The sequence below is a fragment of the Pseudomonas granadensis genome (genome assembly GCF_900105485.1).
Classification (GTDB): domain Bacteria; phylum Pseudomonadota; class Gammaproteobacteria; order Pseudomonadales; family Pseudomonadaceae; genus Aquipseudomonas; species Aquipseudomonas granadensis.
In genome coordinates this window covers 5,065,415-5,087,936 of sequence record NZ_LT629778.1, presented here as the reverse complement: position 1 = coordinate 5,087,936, position 22,522 = coordinate 5,065,415, and the positions used below count along the sequence as shown (strand labels likewise).

Sequence of the window (22,522 nt, the reverse complement as noted above, 5' to 3'; positions counted from 1 at the left end):
CGGTGTCAGACGCCGTGCGCGCCGACAAAAGCCCGATGATGCCGGCATTCGGCGGATCGCAGCTTGAGCGTAGCAGCTCCGCCAGCGGGCGCTTTTGCCGCCCGGACCGGTATTCTCAGGAGCTCTGCAGCAATGGCTATCAGCGTTTTCGACCTGTTCAAAATCGGCATCGGCCCTTCCAGTTCGCACACCGTCGGGCCGATGCGCGCCGCGGCATTGTTCGTCGAGGCGTTGCGCGACAAGCATCAACTGGAGCAGGTGCGGCGCATCGAGGTGCAACTGTTCGGTTCGCTGTCGGCCACCGGCATCGGCCACGGCAGCGACAACGCGGTAATCATGGGCCTGATGGGCGAATGGCCGGACGCCATTGACCCGGCGCAGATCGGCCCGCGCATTCAGGCGCTGCGTGAAACCCATACGCTTCTATTGGATGGCCGCCTGGCGGTGCCGTTTGTCTGGGCGCGCGACATGCGCCTGATCGATGAAAACCTGCCGTTCCATCCCAATGCCATGACCCTCGTTGCCGAGGGCGATCACGGTGAATTGCATCGCGACACCTACTATTCGGTGGGTGGCGGTTTTGTCGTTGATGAGGCACAGGCCAGCAGCGGTGTGGTCGATCTGGACCGTACCGAGTTGCCCTACGACTTCTCCAGCGCGGTCGAGCTGCTGGAACTGTGCAAGAAGCACAACCTGCGGGTTGCCGAACTGATGATGGCCAACGAAAAGGTCTGGCGCAGTGAAGAAGAAATCCGCGCCGGGCTGATGAAGCTGTGGCGGGCGATGCAGGATTGCGTCGAGCAGGGTTTGAAGCACGAAGGCATTCTGCCCGGCGGCTTGAATGTGCGGCGGCGCGCGGCGAAGTTGCACCGCAGTCTGCAGGAGCTGAACAAACCCAATGTCATCGGTTCTACGCTGAGCGCGATGGAATGGGTCAACCTGTTCGCGTTGGCGGTCAACGAAGAGAATGCCGCCGGTGGGCGCATGGTCACGGCGCCGACCAACGGCGCGGCGGGAATCATCCCGGCGGTGTTGCACTACTTTATGAAGTTCAGCGAGGCGGTGACCGACGCCAATGTTGTCGACTACTTCCTCGGTGCGGCAGCGGTGGGCATCTTGTGCAAAAAGAATGCTTCGATCTCTGGTGCGGAAGTTGGGTGCCAGGGTGAAGTCGGTTCGGCCTGCGCGATGGCCGCGGCGGGGCTGGCGGAGATTCTCGGGGCGACGCCTGAGCAGCTATGCAATGCGGCGGAGATTGGCCTGGAACATAACCTGGGCCTGACCTGCGATCCGGTCGGTGGTCTGGTTCAGGTGCCGTGCATCGAGCGCAATGCGATTGCTGCGGTGAAAGCGATCAACGCGGCGCAGATGGCCTTGCGTGGCGACGGTCAGCACTTTATCTCGCTGGATCGGGTGATCCGCACCATGCGCGACACTGGTGCGGATATGCATGACAAATATAAGGAGACTTCGCGCGGTGGGTTGGCGGTCAGTGCGGTTGAATGCTGAAACCGAGTTGGCCCCGATCGCGAGCAGGCTCACTCCTACAGTTTGAAATGCGTTCTCCTGTAGGAGTGAGCCTGCTCGCGATGGGGGCCAGACCAGTCAAAACTGCTCAGCAAACGAACACCATAATTCAACCGCGCCACCTTTTGGCGCGTCGCAATCAGATAAGAGCGGTTGTCAGTCGTGACCGCTGAGTCTCTAATCGACCGTCCATCGCCTGTGCTTGCGGTGACACTCCGTGCAAATCCCCCGCAGGCCAGTTCCCACAAGTGCTACCGATCTGCTCACAGGTCGGGGACAGGGCCCTGTCGGCGCTTGATGGCACTTCGAAATGCCACATTCGCACGTCTCGAATAGACACGTCGGCAGGTCGTTTTCAGGAGTTATTGAATGGCCGTCCAATTTTAGGCATGGCAATTGCTCTGTCATAACAAAGCCTGCTTCTCTCGTGAGACCGCCGGCAATAACAAGAGCCTCCGCCTGAGGCCATCACCCGCTTTGTGTGAGGAGATACCGCGATGACGTCGTTCAACTCCGGGGCCCAACCCCAGAACCGTGCGCCTCAATCCATCGGCTTTCTGCTGCTGGACAATTTCACGCTGATTTCTCTGGCGTCCGCAGTTGAACCGCTGCGCATGGCCAACCAGTTGTCCGGTCGCGAGCTGTATCGCTGGAGCACCCTTACCGTCGACGGTGGCCAGGTCTGGGCCAGTGACGGCCTGCAAATCACCCCCGACGCCTCCATGCACAAAGCCCCGCCACTGGACATTGTTATCGTCTGCGGCGGCGTCGGCATTCAACGCACCGTGACCCGTGAACATGTGTCCTGGTTGCAAAGCCAGGCGCGCCAGTCCAAGCGTCTTGGCGCGGTGTGTACCGGTAGCTGGGCGCTGGCCTGCGCCGGCCTGCTCGACGGTTTCGATTGCAGCGTGCACTGGGAATGTCTGGCGGCGATGCAGGAAGCCTTCCCACGTGTCGCCATGAGTACGCGACTGTTCACCCTCGACCGTAACCGTTTCACCAGCTCCGGTGGCACCGCGCCGCTGGACATGATGCTGCACCTGATCAGCCGCGATCACGGCCGCGAGCTGTCGGCCGCGATCTCGGAAATGTTCGTCTACGAGCGCATCCGCAACGAGCAGGATCACCAGCGCGTGCCGCTCAAGCACATGCTCGGCACCAACCAGCCGAAGTTGCAGGAAATCGTCGCGCTGATGGAAGCCAACCTGGAAGAGCCGATCGATCTGGATGAACTGGCGGTATATGTCGCGGTGTCGCGTCGGCAGCTGGAGCGGCTGTTCCAGAAATACCTGCACTGCTCGCCATCGCGCTATTACCTGAAACTGCGGCTGATCCGCGCCCGGCAACTGCTCAAGCAGACGCCGATGTCGATCATCGAAGTGGCGTCGGTGTGCGGTTTCGTCTCGACCCCGCACTTCTCCAAGTGCTACCGCGAATATTTCGGCATTCCACCGCGTGACGAACGCGTAGGCTCCAACACCACCCAGCAAGTGGCGATGCTGCCGCTGCCGCAAGCGATTGTGATGTCGCCGCTGTCGGGACCGATGTCGGCGTTGAGTCAGGCGCGCAATGAATCGACGTTTGCCAGCGTAAGGCTCTGATGTGATCGTTCCCACGCTCTGCGTGGGAACGATCAGGCAAGTCTATAGACCGCGTTATCGTTTATCGCCAGCAGGCTGGCTCCCCCAGTTGACCGGGTTCTTTCAGTGAGAATGCGGCCGAATGTGGGAGCCAGCCTGCTGGCGATTGGTTTTTCAGGCGCTGTGGGATTGCTGGTAATCCGAGAGGGCCGGCAACAATTGCTTGTCGATCGCCTGACGCACGGCCGGCTGAATGCTCGCGCCGCTGGTGTACATGTCCTTGACCATCTTGCGCAGTTCAAAGGCGCGCACGTTGTCCAGCCCGCGCACCGCACACTCGCAGGCCTGTTCGGCGGTGGTGCCGCTCGGCACTTGAATGCCCAACGCCTTGAGCTGGCCCAACAGGTCTTCCTGATCAATCAAATCGGCGTACATCATCACGCAAATCCTTCTGTGGCATCGGAGGTCTGGCCCGATTCTGGTGGCCCCGACCGGAGGCGGCAAGGGCGTTTTGTCGCAGTGGCCGGGACGACTATGAACAGGTCGTTTTCGGCTAACCGACGCAATTGTCGACCAGGCACACTGGCCTCAGCTCGCTTCACGAAGGTTTGGTCACCCTCGCCTGGCAGCTCCTCGACAGTACCCTCCTCAGCTCCGATCCTGTCACGGCTTGATCGGGGTTTTTTTTGTCTGTGAATCAGTCAAACCGAGGTGGATTCATCGCCAGCAGGCTGGCTCCCACAGGGAAATGTGCACTGCTCTTTGTGGGAGCCAGCCTGCTGGCGATGAATGATGACGCGGTCTAGCGTTGCAACACCAGAATCCGTGACAACAACTCATCCCGGTCGACATAGCAGCCCTGAAAATGCCGCGCTCCGGTCCCTGGATCAAAGGCATTGCGCGCATGCAACGTGCGGCGGTTATCGAAGCACCACAACTCGCCCGGTTTGAGCCGCTGCATCAGCCGAAACCGCGGCTCGCGGGTCATCGCGATAAACCGCCGATAGGCGCGATACAGCAACGGCATCCGCTCAACCGAAGTCTCAAAAGCTCCGCGCAAAAAGTTCGCCATGCGAATCTCCGCGACCCGCCCCAACGTGTCCAGGGCAATGATCGGCGCCAGGCAGCGGTAGTCGCTGTGACGGTCCTTGTTGCGAAACTCCACGGGGATGTCACACAGCGCCTGGAACAGTGGCGGATCTGCCTGACGCAAGGCGTCGGCAATCGCAAAGCCGTCGACAAAGATACTTTCGCCACCCTCAGCGTCATTCACCAGACAATGCAGAAACTGCAGCCCCGGTTGCAGCTCGCGGGTGGGCAGGTCGGTGTGCAGCGGCAAGTTGAAAGCGGTGTAGGCGTTGCTGTCGGCGTCCGCTTTGGATTGCACGTTGAACAGCACACCGAAATTGCTTTCGCGGATGAAGGAGATCCGCTGCGCGATGAGTTTCAGCGAACCGGGTTCGGTGGGCACGCCGCGCACCTGGGTCAGGCCAATGTCACGCACGGCGAGCAACCACTGCAGCAGGGCGGTGTTGTCGTTCATCAGCGCTGAATATTCGAACACCGGCAATTGCAGATCGTTGCGCCAAAGAAAAGGCTTGGGTTTCGCGGCGAGTCGTTCAGCGCGAGACTCATCGTCGTAGGCGTGAGCACGCAACCAGCCCGGATCGAAACGGCTGAGGTGGCTGTCCTGCCAATCGATGCGCAGGCAGCCTTCGGTGTCAACGTAGGCGGCGCTCGGTTGCAGTTCGTCAGGCGCATCGACAATCTCGAACACCTGCTCTCGAGTCACGCTGTAGACGCACTGCTGGCACGGACAGTTGTCTCGCAGCCAGACGTGATGAAACGGGCTGACGCGGCCGTCAGCCCACTTGATGACAACGCGATCCGCCAGACCCTGCACGCCACTCAGCGCGCTGATCAACGGATAAGTACGGAAATCGGCAACAGCGGCAGCGGTGTGCATGGCGGCTCCTGATGATCGAGGGATTTACCGGGCGGGCGGCAGCGCAATCACGCGGCCGACGTAAGCAGGAGCGGGCAGGTCCCGCTGCTCGGCGACGATGCTTTGCAGGTGACTCAAGGTCTCGGCACTGAATGGCGCCGAACGTGGCCCGGCGAGGTCGACGTGCAGCAGCATCTGTTCGTTGCCGGCCAGCTCCTGCGCATCACCGACCTTGTGCAGGCTGTGATAGAGGTGCAGGCGTTTGTTGTCGTGGCCGATGATCTGCGTGCGTACTTCGACCTCGGTGTCGAGCTTCACTTCGTGCAGGTAATTGAGGTGCAGTTCGAGGGTGAACAGCGAATGGCCGCTGGCTTCGCGGTTGTTGCTGTCCATACCGAGACGGTCCATCAGGGCGTCGGTGGCGTAGCTGAAGATCAGCAGGTAGAAGGCATCGCGCAGGTGGCCGTTGTAGTCGACCCAGTCGGGGATAATTCTGGTTTGGCAGGTGGTGAGGTGGGGCATGGTTTCGATTCCCGCAGTTGATGGGTGAAGATCAAGAGCAACCCCCTCACCCCAGCCCTCTCCCCCAAGGGGGCGAGGGGGAAAGGGAGCCGATTTTCGAGCTTTTCAAGTCCAGAGTTCGACTCAGTGGTGCAAGTCGGCGTAGCTTGCAAAAACACCTCGGTCAGTCCCCTCTCCCTCAGGGAGAGGGTTAGGGTGAGGGCAGCAGTGTCATGCCATATGCATTACTCGCTGAAACTCATCCCATGCTTCTCTTTGGTGGTTTTCACCGCCTCAAGCACCGCCAGCAAACAGTCATCACGATAGCGCTCCAGCGCCGAGATGCTGTGCCGGCCAAGCTGTTCGCTGGTGCCATCAACCACATCATCGATCAGCTTGTCAGTCAGCTCCGGCGCCGGCAGATAAGTCCACGGCAATTGCAACGCCGGACCGAACTGCGACATGAAGTGACGCATGCCGGCATCACCCCCGGCCAGGGTGTACGTCAGGAAAGTACCCATGAACGACCACCGCAACCCGGCGCCAAAGCGGATCGCGTCGTCGATCTCGCCGGTGGTCGCCACGCCGTCGTTGACCAGGTGCAACGCTTCGCGCCACAGCGCTTCGAGCAGGCGGTCGGCAATGAAGCCCGGCACTTCCTTGCGCACATGCAACGGACGCATGCCGAGAGATTCGTAGACTTGCATCGCCGCCTGAACGGCCTCGGGCGCGGTGTTCTTGCCGCTCACCACTTCCACCAGCGGCAGCAGATACACCGGGTTGAACGGATGCCCGACCACGCAACGTTCAGGGTGCGTCGAACTCTCGTAGAACTCGCTCGGCAGCAGGCCCGAGGTGCTCGAACCGATCAGCGCATTGGGTTTGGCCGCTGCGCTGATCTTGCTGTGCAGATCGAGTTTCAATTCCAGCCGCTCGGGGGCGCTTTCCTGAATGAAGTCGGCGTCGCGCACGCATTCTTCGATGGTCGCGACAAAGCGTAGGCGATCCTGCGAAGCACCCGGCGCCAGGCCGTTTTTCTCCAGCGCCCCCCAGGCATTGGCCACGCGTTTGCGCAGCGCGGCTTCGGCGCCTGGCGCCGGGTCCCAGGCCACCACGTCGAGGCCATGGGCGAGGGCGCGGGCGATCCAGCCGCTGCCGATGACGCCGCTGCCGAGAGCGGCGAAGGTTTTGATTTCGGTGATAAAGCTCATGGTGGATTTCCTGAAATTGGCTCGAAATCTGTAGGAGTGAGCCTGCTCGCGATAGCGGTTGTTCTAACCGCTGGAGATGCTTCGGATGTACCGACGCCATCGCGAGCAGGCTCACTCCTACAAGGGAAATGGGTGCTCATTAGCCGCGCTGGGTCAGGCCCATCTTTTTTCGGCCTTCTGCCGGGGTCAGCACGCGAGCGCCGAGGCGGCTGAGGATTTCGCTGGCGCGTTCGACCAGTTGGCCGTTGGTCGCCAGCACGCCCTTGTCCAGCCACAGGTTGTCTTCGAGGCCGACCCGCACGTTGCCGCCGAGCAGCACCGCTTGCGCCGCCATCGGCATCTGCATGCGGCCGATGCCAAACCCGGCCCACACCGCATCGGCCGGCAGGTTGTCGACCATGGCTTTCATGGTGGTGGTGTCGGCCGGCGCGCCCCAAGGGATGCCCAGACACAGCTGGAACAGCGGGTTGTCGAGCAAGCCTTCCTTGATCAGTTGCTTGGCGAACCACAGGTGACCGGTGTCGAAAATCTCCAGTTCGGCCTTCACGCCCAATTCAGTGATGCGCTTGGCGCCGGCGCGCAGTTGCGCCGGGGTGGACACGTAAATGGTGTCGCCGTCGCCGAAGTTCAGGGTGCCGCAATCGAGGGTGCAGATCTCCGGCAGCAGCGCTTCGACGTGAGCCAGTCGGGTCAGCGGGCCGACCAGATCGGTGTTCGGGCCGAACTCCATCGGGTTTTCGCCGGCACCGATTTCCAGGTCACCGCCCATGCCGGCAGTGAGGTTGACGATGATGTCGACGTCCGCCTCGCGGATGCGCTCCATCACTTCGCGGTACAGCGCCACGTCACGGCTGAACTTGCCGGTCTGCGGATCGCGCACATGGCAGTGCACGACGGTGGCGCCGGCCTTGGCGGCTTCGACGGCGGCGGCAGCGATCTGTTTCGGGGTGACCGGCACGTGCGGGCTCTTGGCGGTCGTGTCGCCAGCACCGGTGAGTGCGCAGGTGATGATGACGTCGTGGTTCATGGGGCGGTTTCCTTGGGGCGTGATGGGTCTGTCCGCAGCCCTGTTCGGGGCTGCGTAGCGTCGTTAAATCCCCTCTCCCTATGGGAGAGGGTCAGGGTGAGGGGCTTTTCAAATGAGGGTTATTTGCTGGTCAGCTGAAGATTCTCAGCGGCCGGTTTGCCGTCGAACGTGGTCACACCTTCGAGCCAGCGCTGCTTGTCTTCCGGGTGATCCTTGAGCCATTGCTTCGCCGATTCGAAGGCGTCTTTATGGTCGAGCAGCGGCTGCATCATCCGGCTCTCGTCTTCGGCGGTGAAAGTCAGGTTGGTCAGCAGGCGGCCGATATTCGGGCACTGCTCGGCGTATTTCGGCGCGGTTACTGTCCAGACGGTGGCCATGCCTTCGTTCGGGCCGAGGGCGTCTTCGCTGCCGGTCAGATAAGTCATCTGAATGTTGACGTTCATCGGGTGCGGCGCCCAGCCGAAGAACACCACGGCTTCCTTGCGGCGCACCGCGCGATCGACGGCGGCGAGCATGCCGGCCTCGCTCGATTCCACCAGCTGGAACTTGCCGAGGCCGAACTGGTTCTTGGCAATCATTGCCTTGATCTGCGTATTGGCCCCCGAGCCCGGCTCGATGCCGTAGATCTTGCCGCCCAGTTCCTTCTGAAATCTGGCGATGTCGGCAAAGGTCTTCAGACCCTTGTCAGCCAGATACGTCGGCACCGCGAGAGTGGCGCGGGCGTCTTTCAGGCTTGGCGCTTCAAGCACCTTGACCTGATTGGCCTCGACGAACGGGGTGATGGTCTGGGTCATCAGCGGGTTCCAGTAACCGAGGAAAAGGTCCAGGCGCTGATCGCGAATCCCGGCGAAGATGATCTGCTGGGAGGCGCTGGTCTGTTTGGTGCTGTAGCCGAGGCCGTCGAGCAGGACCTGGGTCATGGCACTGGTGGCGATTACGTCAGTCCAGTTGACCACGCCCATGCGCACGTTCTTGCAGGACGCCGGTTCGGCCGCCATGACGCCGGTGCTCAAAAAAGCGGTACCGCTGAGTGCAAGAACGCAGCTGCTGATCAGTCGTTTCATGTCGGGTTCCTCGGCAGTTCGATTATTGTGGTTTCCGGCATCTGGCGCGCCGGTGGTGCCAAGTTACGCAGCAACGGCCCGGTGAAAGCGCACTGCGGCGACTGGCATTTGCACTGTAGCGACCTGCACGCTTGAATGCCGTCGGCAAACGGCGTATCAACGTTCCACGCGAGCCGCCAACCGAGTGCGCCCATGTCCCAGGATTTCTACTTTTTGCTGATGCCGGGGTTCTCCGCCATTGGCTTTATCTCCGCGATCGAACCGTTGCGCGTGGCCAACCGCTTTCGTGGCGAGCTGTATCGCTGGCATGTGCTCAGCGCCGACGGCGGGCCGGTACTGGCGAGCAATGGCATGTCGGTCAACGCCGATGCCGCGCTGGAGCCGCTGAAGAAGGGTGCAACGTTGCTGGTGGTGGCCGGCTTCGAACCGCTGAAATTCATCACGCCGACGCTGGAGCACTGGTTGCGCCGGCTGGACAACGACGGTGTGACGCTCGGTGGTATCGACACCGGCAGCTTCGTCCTCGCCGAAGCAGGGCTGCTCGACGGGCATCGCCTGACGCTGCACTGGGAGGCGATCGACGCGTTCAAGGAATCTTATCCACAGCTGAGCGTGACCCAGGAGCTGTTCGAGATTGATCGGCGGCGGATCACTTCGGCGGGTGGCACGGCCTCGATTGATCTGATGCTCGACCTGATTGCCCAGGCCCACGGCCCGCAACTGGCGATTCAGGTCAGCGAGCAATTCGTGCTCGGGCGCATCCGCCCGCGCAAAGACCACCAGCGCATGGAAGTCGCCACGCGCTACGGCATCAGCAACAAGAAACTGGCGCAAGTGATCGGCGAGATGGAACAGCACAGCGAACCGCCGCTGACCACGCTGCAACTGGCGGAATCGATCAAGGTCACCCGGCGGCAGCTGGAGCGCTTGTTTCGGCTGCATTTGAACGATACACCGAGCAATTTTTATCTGCGGTTGAGGCTTGAGAAGGCGCGGCAGCTGTTACGCCAAACCGACATGAGCGTGCTTGAAGTGAGCATTGCCTGTGGCTTCGAGTCGCCGTCGTACTTCACCCGCAGCTACCGCGCAAAATTCGCCCGCTGCCCGCGCGAAGACCGGCGTACCGCACAGGCCTGAATGGCTGCACACAAAACCCCTACAATTTGATCGGCATTACCTCTTCATCAACGCCGAACAAGCGGCTTTGTAAGCTTCATGCTGATACTTGTTCAGCGTCCCCGGCAATTCAAAGTTGTGCTTCTTGGCCTGCGCATTGATCGTCTGCGGCGACAATAGCGTCACTTCACACCCGTCCAGCAGCTGAAGCACGCCTTCAATCTTGAACGTCGTCGGCCCACCGGCAAACTCACCCTTCTTGCTGCGCTTCTTGATCGCAATCCGGTCCACCGAATTCTCCCGCACAAACGACGCGACTTGCGCCGCGAACAGCTTCACGTTGGCCGCTTCGTCATCGTCATCGAGGGCAATTTTTTTCGTGGCAAGGGGAACGTGGCTCAAGGCCGAACCGTCGAGAGCGGCCACGGCGATGATCGCTTCGCTGCCTTTGATTTCAATGCCGCAGATGTTCATGGGAGGCCTTAAGTCTGGGTGAAGGGGGAACGATGGTCGCGCACCCCGCACCTGAGGTCAAAGATGGATCGACACTGAAGATGAATGGATAGCTGAGCCAAGTGGCATAAGGGCACGGCCGCTTGTCGGATACCTTCGGTGACCTGTTATTTCTGACAGTAGACGTCTTGTTTGGATACCCCTAGATTGAGTCCGGACAATCGTTTGACTGTCGATGCATCACACGTGGTCATACAGGGGACACTGCAATGAGTATGAGAAAGACCGGACGTCTACCCGTCATCGCCAAAGACGATCGTGAATTGATCACCAGAAAAGAAATTCGTACCTTGAGCGAGGGTGAGCGGGACACCTTCATCAACAGCGTATTGGAACTCAAACGTCTGGGCTTTTATGACCATTACGTCCATGCGCACCATCAGATCATGATCCCCACCGTTCTTTGTGGTGAGCCACGGCATCCCGATTATCGCAATGGTGCACATCAAGGGCCGGCGTTTCTCCCGTGGCACCGGGCTTTTTTGCTGCAGTTCGAGGCTGATTTACGTGAGATTGACCCCTCGGTAACCGTTCCCTACTGGGATTGGACCCTCGATGCGGTCGATCCGCGACGGTCGCCGATCTGGGGCGATAAATGGATGGGAGGGAATGGCGACCCCAACGATCATGACCTGGTCAAAGATGGACCATTTGCCCAAGCCAACGGTAAGTGGCACGTAGAGCCGTTTCCCGAGTACGGTTACGACATCCCCGGACTGAGGCGAGCATTTCAGACGCATGTGACTTCGTTACCGACGCCGGAAGACCTCAGCAGGGCAATGCAAGAGTCCTTCTACGACTTGCCTCCCTATAACGCTGACCCGACAGTCCGGGGTTTTCGTAATGTTCTGGAAGGTTGGCGCACCAATAAGGTCGATCCCACCGTTACTACTGATGGCTCTCAGTTGCATAACCGCGTTCATCTATGGATTGGCGGTCATATGTACTGGATGGTTTCGCCAAGTGATCCGGTGTTCTTCCTGCATCATTGCTTCATCGACAAGATATGGGCGGACTGGCAGGCGCAAAAACAACTGGACGACTCCCGATGGGCGCCACACTACGCACCCATGGAATGTGGACCCCGTGGCCATAATTATTACGATCGGCTCAAACCCTGGCAGGTAACCGTCGAAGAGATGATGGATATCACAGAACTCGGATATCAGTACGATCCGACCATGCAATTGATACGCAGTGCTCCCAAGTCGCCTTTCGAAGCTCCATGAACTTCAAAACCGTCGCTCCTGTGCTTTCGGGTACAGGAACGACCATCACTCCTGCCCGATCGACTCCAAAAATTTCGACCGTTCATCACTCATCCGCGCCACGCAATCATTCTGCGCAATGGTGAACGCTTTGCTGCCTGCAGTCGCCGGGAACGCTTCCACCGCGCAATCCGCATCCCGCGTCTTCAACCACTGCTGCTGAGCGGTCTTCAACTTGGCGGTGATGTCTGCCAGTTGCGTCGGATTCTTGCCGTAGGCGGTCTGCAGGCGTTCGTTGAGGCTGGCGTAGTTGTCCTTGAGCAGGTCTTCGGCGGTGGTGCGGCTGTAGGCGGAGCATTCCAGGGTCTGGATGTCGTTTTCCACCGCGTCGCACGGGTTGTTCTCGGATTCTTCGGCGGCGTGGGCGCCGGTCGCAATCAGTGCCAGGGCGAGGAGGATCGATTTCATTGGGGTCGCTCTAATCCGTTGGTGTGTGCAGGCTGCGGCAGATTCTGGCGCAAGCATGCGAGCTTGAACAGGTAGCTGATCGGAGCGGCACACGACCCTTTGTCGCGGATTGACGCTTTCGGCAATTCCCCTGTCGTTTTTGCACCCGGTCGCCCCGACACCTAGGCATATGCTGGCCCCAAAGCGCCGGCAGACGATTCGGCGCATGAATCGCCAACAAGGGGACGCCTGATGAGCCCAGCCGAATTACACGCCGACAGCATCGTTATCGACGGTCTGATCATTGCCAAATGGAACCGCGAGCTGTTCGAAGACATGCGCAAGGGCGGTCTGACCGCGGCCAACTGCACTGTGTCGGTGTGGGAAGGCTTTCAGGCGACCGTGAACAACATTGCTGCCAGCCAGAAGCTGATCCGCGAGAACAGCGACCTGGTGATGCCGGTGCGCACCACCGCCGACATTCGTCGTGCCAAGGAACAGGGCAAGACCGGCATCCTCTTCGGCTTCCAGAATGCCCACGCCTTCGAAGACCAGATCGGCTATGTCGAGGTGTTCAAGCAGCTCGGCGTCGGTATCGTACAGATGTGCTACAACACCCAGAATCTGGTCGGCACCGGTTGCTACGAGCGTGACGGCGGCCTGTCGGGCTTCGGCCGCGAGATCGTCGCCGAAATGAACCGCGTCGGCGTCATGTGCGACCTGTCTCACGTCGGCTCCAAAACCTCCGAAGAAGTCATTCTCGAATCGAAAAAACCGGTGTGCTACTCGCACTGCCTGCCGTCGGGGCTCAAAGAACACCCGCGCAACAAGTCCGATGCAGAACTCAAATTCATTGCCGACCACGGCGGTTTCGTCGGCGTGACCATGTTCGCGCCGTTCCTCGCCAAGGGCATCGATTCGACCATCGACGATTATGCCGAAGCGATTGAATACACCATGAACATCGTCGGCGAAGACGCCATCGGCATCGGCACCGACTTCACTCAGGGCCACGGCCAGGACTTCTTCGAATACCTGACCCACGACAAGGGCTACGCCCGCCGCCTGACCAGCTTCGGCAAGATCATCAACCCGCTGGGCATCCGCACCGTCGGCGAATTCCCCAACCTCACCGAAACCCTGCTCAAGCGCGGCCATTCCGAACGCGTCGTGCGCAAGATCATGGGCGAGAACTGGGTGAACGTCCTCAAGAATGTCTGGGGCGAGTAACGCTTTCTCGAGACCGCCGCCGATCTGCCCCCTCTCCTGAGGGAGAGGGCTGGGGTGAGGGCCGCGGCCAACACTGAACCATCATTTTTCTGGAGTTAAGTTTCCATGGCCAAGATCGCCCCGCAATTGCCTATCGAAGTCGACAGCGAGACCGGTGTCTGGACCTCCGACGCCCTGCCGATGCTCTACGTGCCACGGCACTTTTTCGTCAATAACCACATGGGCATCGAAGAAGTATTGGGTGCTGATGCCTACGCCGAAATCCTCTACAAGGCCGGCTACAAATCCGCCTGGCACTGGTGTGAAAAAGAAGCTGAATGCCACGGTCTGGAAGGCGTCGCGGTGTTCGAACACTACATGAAACGTCTGTCGCAACGCGGCTGGGGCCTGTTCAAGATTCAGGACATCGACCTCGACAAGGGCACCGCCAGCGTCAAGCTCGAGCACTCGGCGTTCGTCTACGTGTACGGCAAGGTCGGGCGCAAGGTCGACTACATGTTCACCGGCTGGTTTGCCGGCGCCATGGACCAGATCCTTGAAGCGCGTGGCAGCAAGATTCGCACTGTGGCCGAACAAGTCTACGGAGGCTCCGAAGAGGGCCACGATGACGGCCTGTTCACCGTCAAGCCGTTGTAAGCCGAGGACCGTGAAATGGCTTTCGAAGCAATGTTCCAGCCGATCCAGATCGGCAAGCTGACCATCCGCAACCGCGTGCTCAGCACCGCGCACGCCGAGGTCTACGCGACTGACGGTGGCATGACCACCGACCGCTATGTCAAATACTACGAGGAGAAAGCCAAGGGCGGCATCGGCCTGGCCATCTGCGGCGGTTCGTCCGTCGTGGCGATCGACAGCCCGCAGGAATGGTGGAGTTCGGTCAACCTGTCCACCGACCGGATCATTCCGCATTTCCAGAATCTGGCCGACGCCATGCACAAGCATGGCGCCAAGATCATGATTCAGATTACCCACATGGGCCGGCGCTCGCGCTGGGACGGTTTCAACTGGCCGACCCTGATGTCGCCATCGGGCATCCGTGAACCGGTGCACCGCGCCACCTGCAAGACCATCGAGCCGGAAGAAATCTGGCGGGTGATCGGCAACTATGCCCAGGCCGCGCGCCGGGCCAAGGCCGGTGGCCTCGATGGCGTCGAGCTGTCGGCCGTGCACCAGCACATGATCGACCAGTTCTGGAGCCCGCGCGTCAACAAGCGTACCGACGAATGGGGCGGCAGCTTCGAAGGACGGATGAAGTTCGGTCTCGAAGTACTGAAAGCCGTGCGCGCCGAAGTCGGTGACGACTTCTGTGTGGGCATGCGCCTGTGCGGTGACGAGTTCCACCCGGACGGTTTGTCCCACGAAGACATGAAGCAGATCGCCAAGTATTACGACGACACCGGCATGCTCGATTTCATCGGCGTGGTCGGCTCGGGTTGCGACACTCACAACACCCTGGCCAACGTCATTCCGAACATGAGTTATCCACCGGAGCCGTTCCTGCACCTGGCTGCCGGCATCAAGGAAGTGGTCAAGGTGCCGGTGCTGCACGCACAGAACATCAAGGACCCGAACCAGGCCACGCGGATCCTCGAGGGCGGTTACGTCGACATGGTCGGCATGACTCGCGCGCACATCGCTGACCCGCATCTGATCGCCAAGATCAAGATGGGCCAGATCGACCAGATCAAGCAGTGCGTCGGCGCCAACTATTGCATCGACCGCCAGTATCAAGGTCTGGACGTCCTGTGCATTCAGAACGCCGCGACTTCCCGTGAATACATGGGCGTGCCGCACATCATCGAGAAATCCACCGGGCCGAAACGCAAAGTGGTGATCGTTGGCGCCGGCCCTGCGGGGATGGAAGCCGCACGCGTGGCCGCCGAGCGTGGCCATGATGTGACCCTGTTCGAGAAGAAAGAATTTATCGGCGGGCAGATCACCACCGCGTCGAAAGCGCCGCAGCGTGACCAGATCGCCGGCATCACCCGCTGGTTCCAGCTGGAACTGGCGCGGTTGAAAGTCGATCTGCGCCTGGGCGTAGCGGCGGATGCGCCAACCATCATGGACCTGCGTCCGGACGTGGTGGTGCTGGCGGTCGGCGGACATCCGTATCTTGAGCAGAACGAGCACTGGGGCGCCGCCGAAGGGCTGGTGGTCAGCAGCTGGGACGTGCTCGACGGCAAGGTCGCGCCGGGCAAGAACGTGCTGGTCTACGACACCATTTGCGAATTTACCGGCATGTCGGTCGCCGACTTCCTCGCCGACAAGGGCAGCCAGGTCGAGATCGTCACCGACGACATCAAACCGGGCGTGGCCATTGGCGGTACGTCGTTCCCGACCTACTACCGCAGCATGTATCCGAAAGAAGTGATCATGACCGGCGACATGATGCTGGAGAAGGTCTACCGCGAGGGCGACAAGCTGGTGGCGGTGCTGGAGAACGAATACACCGGCGCAAAAGAGGAGCGAGTGGTCGATCAGGTAGTCGTCGAAAACGGCGTGCGCCCGGACGAGGAAATCTACTACGCCCTCAAGGACGGCTCACGCAACAAAGGCCAGATCGACGTCGAAGCGCTGTTCGCGATCCAGCCCCAGCCTTCGCTGAACGAAGCGGGCGACGGCTACTTGCTGTTCCGCATCGGCGACTGCGTGGCGCAGCGTAATACCCACGCCGCCATTTACGACGCACTTCGGCTCTGTAAGGATTTTTAACGGCTCAGCTGCAAGCCACAAGCTGCAAGCTGCAAGTAAAAGCACAGCCGGTCCATGCTGCTCTTTCTTGCCGCTTGTAGCTTGCAGCTTGCCGCTCGCCAGAGGTGACTCTGATGTTGAACACCCTTCTTCCAATCCTGTTGTTCGCAGCCATCGGCCTTGCGGTCCTCGGCGCGCTGCGGCGGATGAACATGTGGCGTCGCGGCCGGGCGGCGAAGGTCGATCTGCTCGGCGGTCTGCTGGCCATGCCCAAGCGCTACATGGTCGACCTGCACCACGTCGTGGCGCGGGACAAATACATTGCCAACACCCACGTCGCCACGGCCGGCGGTGCGGTGGCGTCGATTGTGCTGGCGATTCTGGTGCACGGTTTCGGCCTGCATAACCGCATCCTCGGTTACGCCTTGTTGCTGATGTCGGCGGTGATGTTCGTCGGTGCGATCTTCATGTACCTGCGTCGTCGTAATCCGCCAGCGCGCTTGTCGAAAGGCCCGTGGATGCGCCTGCCGAAAAGCCTGCTGGCGTTTTCCGCGTCGTTCTTTCTGGTGACCTTGCCAGTGGCCGGGATCCTGCCGGAAAACTTCGGCGGTTGGGTGCTCGCCGCCATTCTCGGTGTTGGCGTGCTGTGGGGCGTGTCGGAACTGTTCTTCGGCATGACTTGGGGCGGGCCGATGAAGCACGCCTTCGCCGGCGCGCTGCATCTGGCCTGGCACCGTCGCCCGGAACGCTTTGGCGGGGGTCGCTCGACCGGTTTGAAAGCGCTGGACCTGAGCAATCCAGACGCACCGCTGGGCGTGGAAAAACCCAGGGATTTCACTTGGAACCAGTTGCTCGGCTTTGATGCGTGCGTGCAGTGCGGCAAATGTGAAGCCGCGTGCCCGGCGTTCGCCGCCGGCCAGCCGCTGAACCCGAAAAAACTGATTCAGGACATGGTTGTCGGTCTCGCCGGTGGCACCGATGCCAAATTCGCTGGCAGTCCGTATCCGGGTAAGCCCGTAGGCGAACATGGCGGCAATCCGCATCAGCCGATCGTCAACGGTCTGGTCGATGCCGAAACCCTGTGGTCGTGCACCACCTGCCGCGCCTGCGTCGAGGAATGCCCGATGATGATCGAGCACGTCGATGCGATCGTCGACATGCGCCGCCACCTGACCCTGGAAAAAGGTGCGACGCCGAACAAGGGCGCCGAAGTCCTCGAAAACCTCATTGCAACCGACAACCCCGGCGGCTTCGCCCCGGGCGGGCGGATGAACTGGGCAGCGGATCTGAACCTCCATCTGCTCAGCGAGAAGCAATCCACCGACGTGCTGTTCTGGGTCGGCGATGGCGCCTTCGACATGCGCAACCAGCGCACCTTGCGTGCCTTCGTCAAAGTGCTGAAAGCGGCGAAAATCGACTTCGCCGTGCTCGGCCTCGAGGAGCGCGACAGCGGCGACGTGGCGCGGCGGCTCGGTGATGAGGCCACGTTCCAGTTGCTCGCCAAGCGCAATGTCCAGACCTTGGCCAAATACAGCTTCAACCGCATCGTCACCTGCGATCCGCACAGTTTCCATGTGCTGAAAAACGAGTACGGCGCCTTCGACGGCCATTATCTGGTGCAGCACCACAGCACCTACATGGCCGAGATCATTCAGGCTGGCGCGCTCAACCTCGGTCAGCACAAGGGCAACAGCGTGACCTATCACGACCCGTGCTACCTGGGCCGCTACAACGGCGAATACGAAGCACCGCGCGAAGTGCTGCGTGCGCTCGGCATCGAAGTCAAAGAGATGCAGCGTTCCGGTTTCCGTTCGCGCTGCTGCGGCGGTGGCGGTGGCGCGCCGATCACTGATATTCCGGGCAAGCAGCGCATTCCCGACATGCGCATGGACGACATCCGCGAGACCGGTGCCGAACTGGTGGCGGTGGGTTGTCCACAGTGCACGGCGATGCTCGAAGGCGTGGTCGAACCGCGTCCGCTGATCAAGGACATTGCCGAACTGGTCGCCGACGCGCTGCTCGAAGACGCCGCGCCGAGCAAACCGGCGGCACCGGCCAAACGTGAACCTGCGGAGGTGCATTGATGAGCGACATTATCCGCCGCGACCCGCGCGCCGAATGGATCGCGCGTAACCGCCTGCATCCGCTGCACGCGGCGATGCAGCCGGCGCAACACAGCTGGATGGGACCTAACGGCATTATCCGCAAGAATCTGCACGGTATCGGTTTCATTGGCCCCAACGGCATCAAACGCATTGACCGCAGCGGCGCGCAGCAGGGCGGGGCGGTCAAGCGTTCGGCCGCGGTTGAGGTGCAATTGCCGTTGCATCAGGTACCAGCGCCGGCGTTCTACATCTGCGTGGTGCCGGACATGGTTGGCGGCCGCTTGAGCAGCCACGACCGCGATCTGCTGGGCCTCGCTCATCAACTGGCCGGCACGGACGGCGCGGTGTTGGCGGTGGTGTTTGGCGAGCATAAGGAAAGCACTTTTGAAACCGCCGGCGTCGATCGCTTGCTGGTACTCGAAGGCGACGAGTTCAGCGGTTATGCACCGGAACAACGGGTGCAAGGCCTGCGGGCTGTGGATAACCAATTCAATCCGCGCCACTGGCTGCTGCCGGACAGTCGCAGCGGTGGCGGCGAACTCGGCCGACGCTTTGCTGCAGCGCTGAGCGAACGCCCGGCAACGCGGATCTGGCAGGTCAAGGATCAGGAATGTATTGGCCGCGCCGGCGCCGGGTTGCAAGATCTTGCCCGTCCGGTCGCGCGGTTGATTCTGGCGGCGGCCGAATGCGCCGAACCGGTCAGCGAAACCCGTCACGAAGCACTGCCGGTAGAGTTATCCACAAGCGTGGCGCGCAGTCTGTCGCGGATCGAAGATCTCGGTGCGGTAGCGGTCGATCCGGGCGCGATTCCGATGGCTGAGGCCGAATTCATTTTCTCCGGTGGCAACGGCGTGAAGGACTGGGCGCTGTTCCACGAAACAGCCGCTGCACTCGGCGCCACCGAGGGCGCGTCGCGGGTCGCCGTGGACGATGGCTTCATGGCCCGTGATCGGCAGGTCGGTGCGTCCGGTACTTGGGTCACCGCGCGGGTGTATGTCGCCGTGGGTATCTCCGGGGCGATCCAGCACCTGCAAGGCATCGGCGCCTGCGACAAGGTCGTGGCGATCAACCTCGATCCGGGCTGCGACATGATCAAACGCGCCGACCTTTCGGTAATCGGCGAAAGCGCAGAAATTCTGCAAGCGTTGATCGACGCGGTCGCGGCTTACCGCAACGACGCCAAGCGCGATGCGGCTTAAGGAAACCCTATGAACACGAACGTTATCAGTCTGGTCTCGATTGGCGCCCATCCAACCTCCGGCCGGCCACGGCGCGCCGAACAGGACGCCCGCGCGGTCGAGCTGGGCTTGCAACTGGCTGGGGATAACCTGCAAGTGCTGCACGCCGGCGATATCGGCGAACCGGCCCTGCGCGCCTATCTGGGCATGGGCCTTGAGCAGATGCACGTGCTGGAACAACCGGCTGGCGCCGATGCGCTGCCGGCGCTGACGGCGTACCTGCGTGAAGCGGGCGCGCAGGTGGTGCTGACCGGCAGCCAGGCGGAAACCGGCGAAGGTTCGGGGATGTTGCCGTTTCTGCTGGCCGAAGGGCTGGGCTGGCCATTGGTGGTCGGGCTGGCACACGTGGAGTCGATCAACGAGGGCTCGGCGCTGGTGCTGCAAGCGCTACCGCGCGGGCAGCGTCGACGCTTGAAGGTCAAGCTGCCGTTTCTGGCGACTGTGGATAACGCTGCGCCGAAACCTCGGCAGAGTGCTTATGGGCCGGCGCGACGGGGCGAGTTGCAGGCCAATGAAGTCGAGGTGGTGGACGACCAGCTTCTGGCCGTCGCCACGCTGCAACCGGCCAAGCCACGGCCCAAGCGTTTGAAAGTGATCAAGGCCAAGAGCGGGGCTGACCGGATGAAGGCTGCCACGGCGAAGGCCAGTGGTGGCGGTGGGCAGGTTCTCAAGGGTGTAACCGCGCAGGCGGGTGCCGAAGCCATTCTTAAATTGCTGATCGAAGAGGGTGTGGTCCGCTGAAAAGCCCCTCACCCTAGCCCTCTCCCAAGGGGAGACGGGACCTACTGCGGTGAATTGGCCAGATACATCGACCTACGACGTCGCGGTGTCCTTGGTTTGGCCAAGCCTGGGACCGCCTCGATCGATCAGCTCGATGGACTCTTACAAGTCGACCCGGTGGGCTTCCTCTCCTTTTGGGAGAGGGCTGGGGTGAGGGTAGGCTGTTTACCCACAATCCCTGTTGGCGAGTCTGTGGATAACATGTTCGCCCCTCCCTGCACGCCACGCCAGTTGTGCCTTTCAGCCCGGTGATCAAAAAACACTCAACGTAACTTACGGATTTTAAGGGTTTTTTCCACTGGACCGTGCGAGAACTTGCCCCCAATCTCTGTTGGCGCTTCTGTGGACAACATGTTCGCTATCCGCTACGCGCCTTATAAAATGGGGCTTACAAGCGGATGATCAGATTTTGATCAAATGAAGCCTTTCTGCAGTAAAAGCTTCAACGGCAAGGCCTTTTCCCCGGTCTTTTGAGCTTTTCCACAGACGAGGCAAAGTTACCCCCGTTCTCTGTTGGTGCTTCTGTGGATAACGTGTTCGCTAGCCGCTGTAGCCCTTTGAAAACATGCGCTGTAGCGTTCTGATCAAAAAGTGATCAGTGTTTTTCTGAAACCGTGATTCTCAATAAGTCACGGTTTTTCTTTGCAAATCAGCAGGATATTTTTCACTTCATCCACAGTTACCCCCAATTGCTGTGGGTGGGTATGTGGATAACTTGTTTGCGGAAGGCTGGGGGGCTTGCAGGGTATGGCTGGCGGGGTAGTTGATCAGAAAGTGTGCAATGGAGGTTTGGGGAAGGGGTGAATGTGAAATAGCTATCGCGAGCAGGCTCACTCCTACAGGGGAACGCATTCCAAACTGTAGGAGTGAGCCTGCTCGCGATGCTTTTTGCTTTTTAGCCCTGAACCGGTACACCTTTGAGGTACGGTGCTGGCTCAGCCCCAAGGTTGTTCAGCATCCGCTCGCTGTACCAGTCCACAAAGTTGACCACGCCAAACTCATAAGTCTTCGAGTAGGGCCCCGGCTGGTAGGCGGTGGAGTTGATCCCGCGCTGGTTCTCTTCTGCCAGGCGACGGTCCTGATCGTTGGTGGCGTCCCATACCTGACGCATGCGCTCCACATCGTAATCGACCCCTTCAACGGCATCCTTGTGCACCAGCCATTTGGTGGTGACCATGGTTTCCTGGGCGCTGATCGGCCATACAGTGAAGACGATGATGTGGTCGCCCATGCAGTGGTTCCACGAATGCGGCAGGTGCAGGATGCGCATCGAACCCAGGTCCGGGTTCTTGATCCGGCCCATCAATTTGGCGCAGCCCTGCTTGCCATCGAGGGTCATCGACACGGTGCCCTTGAGCAGCGGCATGCGCACGATGCGGTTGCGCAGGCCAAAACTGGCGTGGGCGTACGGAATCTTCTCGGCTTCCCAAGCCGCGGCGGAGGCGGCGACGTGGTCCTTGAATGCCTGATCGGCGCGCGGATCGGTGACGTCGTCCCATTCCAGCAGGGTTTTCAGCAGTTCCGGGTGCGACGCGTTGCAGTGGTAGCACTCGCGGTTGTTTTCCAGCACCAGCTTCCAGTTGGCCTTTTCCATCAAGGTGGTGGTGATCGCCACCTTGGTGTTCTCCATGTCGTACGGTTCCATGTAATGGTTGAGCGTCGACAGGAAGTCATCGATGGCCGGCGGATTCTCGGCCAGGCTGATGAAGATGTAGCCGCCGGCGGTTTTCACATTCACCGGTTTGAGGCCGTACTGCTTCATGTCGAAGTCAGCGCCCATCTCGGTGCCGGCGAACAGCAGGCGACCGTCCAGTTCGTACGTCCACTGGTGGTAATGGCAGACCAGTTTGGCGACCTTGCCTTTTTCACTGGTGCACAGGCGCGAGCCACGGTGGCGGCAGACGTTATGGAACGCGTGCACCACGCCTTCGGCGCCACGAATGACGATGATCGGGTTCTTGCCGACCTGCAGGGTCAGGTAGTTGCCCTTGGCCGGGATTTCGCAGGTCATGCCGGCGATCAACCACTCTTTCTGAAAGATCTCCTGCATGTCGATATCGAACAGGCGCTCGTCGCTGTAGAACGGCTGCGGCAGGGAAAAGGTCCGCTCGCGTTCCTGGAGCATTTGGGCGGTGGCCTTGCGTGCGGGTTCCAGCGGATCGCCCAGGCTGATTTTTGCGGTGACGTCCATCGATGTAATCCTCATGGCCCTCTGCGTGGCCGGCGAAAGTGGCTGATCAGGTGTGCTGCAAAACGGTTGCTACGCAAGGTGTAAAGAAGTCGTCTTGTGTTGGGGCGAGTGTGGGGCCGGCGCTGCCCCGAACCTTATCCATGGGCGA

19 protein-coding genes are annotated in these 22,522 nt (G+C 60.7%); 10 read left to right on the top strand and 9 right to left on the bottom strand.

The genetic code is table 11. From position 1 onward, the window contains the following. Nucleotides 1-132 precede the first annotated feature (132 nt). The gene (locus BLU52_RS22680) at nucleotides 133-1,509 is read left to right on the top strand and encodes an L-serine ammonia-lyase (RefSeq protein WP_090287008.1); all 1,377 of its coding nucleotides are present in this window, start codon (nucleotides 133-135) and stop codon (nucleotides 1,507-1,509) included. Between the two features lie 515 nt (nucleotides 1,510-2,024). Beyond that, on the top strand, nucleotides 2,025-3,128 hold the full coding sequence (gbdR, locus tag BLU52_RS22675) for a choline metabolism transcriptional regulator GbdR (protein WP_090287006.1): 1,104 nt from the start codon (nucleotides 2,025-2,027) through the stop codon (nucleotides 3,126-3,128). A 153-nt stretch (nucleotides 3,129-3,281) separates the two neighbouring features. Here the strand turns inward: gbdR and BLU52_RS22670 are convergent, their stop codons facing one another. The 6 genes from BLU52_RS22670 to BLU52_RS22640 form a co-directional block, all read right to left on the bottom strand. Next, nucleotides 3,282-3,545 (bottom strand): hypothetical protein, encoded by a 264-nt coding sequence (locus tag BLU52_RS22670; protein WP_016772808.1) that lies wholly within the window; start codon nucleotides 3,543-3,545, stop codon nucleotides 3,282-3,284. 364 nt (nucleotides 3,546-3,909) lie between these two features. Next, nucleotides 3,910-5,073, bottom strand: coding sequence for a gamma-butyrobetaine dioxygenase (locus tag BLU52_RS22660; protein ID WP_090287002.1), 1,164 nt, complete (start codon nucleotides 5,071-5,073; stop codon nucleotides 3,910-3,912). A gap of 24 nt (nucleotides 5,074-5,097) precedes the next feature. Further along, nucleotides 5,098-5,574, bottom strand: coding sequence for a thioesterase family protein (locus tag BLU52_RS22655; RefSeq protein WP_090287000.1), 477 nt, complete (start codon nucleotides 5,572-5,574; stop codon nucleotides 5,098-5,100). Nucleotides 5,575-5,798: 224 nt separating this feature from the next. After that, on the bottom strand, nucleotides 5,799-6,764 hold the full coding sequence (locus BLU52_RS22650) for an L-carnitine dehydrogenase (RefSeq protein ID WP_090286998.1): 966 nt from the start codon (nucleotides 6,762-6,764) through the stop codon (nucleotides 5,799-5,801). Nucleotides 6,765-6,903: 139 nt separating this feature from the next. Further along, a complete protein-coding gene (locus BLU52_RS22645; protein ID WP_090286996.1) occupies nucleotides 6,904-7,791 on the bottom strand; it encodes a BKACE family enzyme in 888 nt (295 codons plus the stop codon). 119 nt (nucleotides 7,792-7,910) lie between these two features. Beyond that, entirely contained in the window at nucleotides 7,911-8,855 is a 945-nt protein-coding gene (locus BLU52_RS22640; RefSeq protein ID WP_090286994.1) for a choline ABC transporter substrate-binding protein, read from the bottom strand. 192 nt (nucleotides 8,856-9,047) lie between these two features. On the opposite strand from BLU52_RS22640, the gene BLU52_RS22635 reads away from it, so the two are divergent. Then, nucleotides 9,048-9,992: a GlxA family transcriptional regulator gene (locus tag BLU52_RS22635; RefSeq protein ID WP_090286992.1), complete on the top strand. Its 945-nt coding sequence runs from the start codon at nucleotides 9,048-9,050 to the stop codon at nucleotides 9,990-9,992. 36 nt (nucleotides 9,993-10,028) lie between these two features. On the opposite strand, the gene BLU52_RS22630 is transcribed toward BLU52_RS22635, so the two are convergent. Further along, a complete protein-coding gene (locus BLU52_RS22630) occupies nucleotides 10,029-10,445 on the bottom strand; it encodes a DUF3010 family protein (protein ID WP_090286990.1) in 417 nt (138 codons plus the stop codon). A 248-nt stretch (nucleotides 10,446-10,693) separates the two neighbouring features. Between BLU52_RS22630 and BLU52_RS22625 the strand changes: the two genes are divergently transcribed. Then, nucleotides 10,694-11,713, top strand: coding sequence for a tyrosinase family protein (locus BLU52_RS22625; protein ID WP_231987989.1), 1,020 nt, complete (start codon nucleotides 10,694-10,696; stop codon nucleotides 11,711-11,713). A 45-nt stretch (nucleotides 11,714-11,758) separates the two neighbouring features. On the opposite strand, the gene BLU52_RS22620 is transcribed toward BLU52_RS22625, so the two are convergent. Further along, nucleotides 11,759-12,160 carry a lysozyme inhibitor LprI family protein gene (locus tag BLU52_RS22620; RefSeq protein WP_090288659.1) on the bottom strand — a complete coding sequence of 134 codons (402 nt, stop codon included), beginning with the start codon at nucleotides 12,158-12,160 and terminating at the stop codon, nucleotides 11,759-11,761. Nucleotides 12,161-12,391: 231 nt separating this feature from the next. Here BLU52_RS22620 and BLU52_RS22615 point away from each other — a divergent pair, with 231 nt between their 5' ends. The 6 genes from BLU52_RS22615 (at nucleotide 12,392) to etfB (ending at nucleotide 20,144) form a co-directional block, all read left to right on the top strand. Continuing rightward, nucleotides 12,392-13,369: a dipeptidase gene (locus BLU52_RS22615; protein ID WP_090286988.1), complete on the top strand. Its 978-nt coding sequence runs from the start codon at nucleotides 12,392-12,394 to the stop codon at nucleotides 13,367-13,369. Between the two features lie 105 nt (nucleotides 13,370-13,474). Next, complete coding sequence (locus tag BLU52_RS22610) at nucleotides 13,475-14,005, top strand: DUF5943 domain-containing protein (protein WP_005792152.1); 531 nt, start codon at nucleotides 13,475-13,477, stop codon at nucleotides 14,003-14,005. Between the two features lie 15 nt (nucleotides 14,006-14,020). After that, nucleotides 14,021-16,081: a dimethylglycine demethylation protein DgcA gene (gene dgcA, locus BLU52_RS22605; protein WP_090286986.1), complete on the top strand. Its 2,061-nt coding sequence runs from the start codon at nucleotides 14,021-14,023 to the stop codon at nucleotides 16,079-16,081. A 113-nt stretch (nucleotides 16,082-16,194) separates the two neighbouring features. Further along, a complete protein-coding gene (gene dgcB / locus BLU52_RS22600; RefSeq protein ID WP_090286984.1) occupies nucleotides 16,195-18,144 on the top strand; it encodes a dimethylglycine demethylation protein DgcB in 1,950 nt (649 codons plus the stop codon). Beyond that, nucleotides 18,144-19,364 carry an electron transfer flavoprotein subunit alpha gene (etfA, locus tag BLU52_RS22595; RefSeq protein ID WP_090286982.1) on the top strand — a complete coding sequence of 407 codons (1,221 nt, stop codon included), beginning with the start codon at nucleotides 18,144-18,146 and terminating at the stop codon, nucleotides 19,362-19,364. Before dgcB ends, etfA begins: the two co-directional genes overlap by 1 nt. Nucleotides 19,365-19,373: 9 nt before the next feature. Then, the gene (gene etfB, locus BLU52_RS22590) at nucleotides 19,374-20,144 is read left to right on the top strand and encodes an electron transfer flavoprotein subunit beta (RefSeq protein WP_090286980.1); all 771 of its coding nucleotides are present in this window, start codon (nucleotides 19,374-19,376) and stop codon (nucleotides 20,142-20,144) included. 934 nt (nucleotides 20,145-21,078) lie between these two features. Here etfB and gbcA read toward each other — a convergent pair. Further along, a complete protein-coding gene (gene gbcA / locus BLU52_RS22585) occupies nucleotides 21,079-22,374 on the bottom strand; it encodes a glycine-betaine demethylase subunit GbcA (RefSeq protein WP_016772823.1) in 1,296 nt (431 codons plus the stop codon). Nucleotides 22,375-22,522: the final 148 nt, after the last annotated feature.

Excerpts from the sequence above, each read along its gene's own strand:
- BLU52_RS22680 (WP_090287008.1), top strand. The coding sequence starts at position 133 with ATGGCTATCAGCGTTTTCGACCTGTTCAAAATCGGCATCGGCCCTTCC.
- gbdR (WP_090287006.1), top strand. The coding sequence starts at position 2,025 with ATGACGTCGTTCAACTCCGGGGCCCAACCCCAGAACCGTGCGCCTCAA.
- BLU52_RS22670 (WP_016772808.1), bottom strand. The coding sequence starts at position 3,545 with ATGATGTACGCCGATTTGATTGATCAGGAAGACCTGTTGGGCCAGCTC.
- BLU52_RS22660 (WP_090287002.1), bottom strand. The coding sequence starts at position 5,073 with ATGCACACCGCTGCCGCTGTTGCCGATTTCCGTACTTATCCGTTGATC.
- BLU52_RS22655 (WP_090287000.1), bottom strand. The coding sequence starts at position 5,574 with ATGCCCCACCTCACCACCTGCCAAACCAGAATTATCCCCGACTGGGTC.
- BLU52_RS22650 (WP_090286998.1), bottom strand. The coding sequence starts at position 6,764 with ATGAGCTTTATCACCGAAATCAAAACCTTCGCCGCTCTCGGCAGCGGC.
- BLU52_RS22645 (WP_090286996.1), bottom strand. The coding sequence starts at position 7,791 with ATGAACCACGACGTCATCATCACCTGCGCACTCACCGGTGCTGGCGAC.
- BLU52_RS22640 (WP_090286994.1), bottom strand. The coding sequence starts at position 8,855 with ATGAAACGACTGATCAGCAGCTGCGTTCTTGCACTCAGCGGTACCGCT.
- BLU52_RS22635 (WP_090286992.1), top strand. The coding sequence starts at position 9,048 with ATGTCCCAGGATTTCTACTTTTTGCTGATGCCGGGGTTCTCCGCCATT.
- BLU52_RS22630 (WP_090286990.1), bottom strand. The coding sequence starts at position 10,445 with ATGAACATCTGCGGCATTGAAATCAAAGGCAGCGAAGCGATCATCGCC.
- BLU52_RS22625 (WP_231987989.1), top strand. The coding sequence starts at position 10,694 with ATGAGTATGAGAAAGACCGGACGTCTACCCGTCATCGCCAAAGACGAT.
- BLU52_RS22620 (WP_090288659.1), bottom strand. The coding sequence starts at position 12,160 with ATGAAATCGATCCTCCTCGCCCTGGCACTGATTGCGACCGGCGCCCAC.
- BLU52_RS22615 (WP_090286988.1), top strand. The coding sequence starts at position 12,392 with ATGAGCCCAGCCGAATTACACGCCGACAGCATCGTTATCGACGGTCTG.
- BLU52_RS22610 (WP_005792152.1), top strand. The coding sequence starts at position 13,475 with ATGGCCAAGATCGCCCCGCAATTGCCTATCGAAGTCGACAGCGAGACC.
- dgcA (WP_090286986.1), top strand. The coding sequence starts at position 14,021 with ATGGCTTTCGAAGCAATGTTCCAGCCGATCCAGATCGGCAAGCTGACC.
- dgcB (WP_090286984.1), top strand. The coding sequence starts at position 16,195 with ATGTTGAACACCCTTCTTCCAATCCTGTTGTTCGCAGCCATCGGCCTT.
- etfA (WP_090286982.1), top strand. The coding sequence starts at position 18,144 with ATGAGCGACATTATCCGCCGCGACCCGCGCGCCGAATGGATCGCGCGT.
- etfB (WP_090286980.1), top strand. The coding sequence starts at position 19,374 with ATGAACACGAACGTTATCAGTCTGGTCTCGATTGGCGCCCATCCAACC.
- gbcA (WP_016772823.1), bottom strand. The coding sequence starts at position 22,374 with ATGGACGTCACCGCAAAAATCAGCCTGGGCGATCCGCTGGAACCCGCA.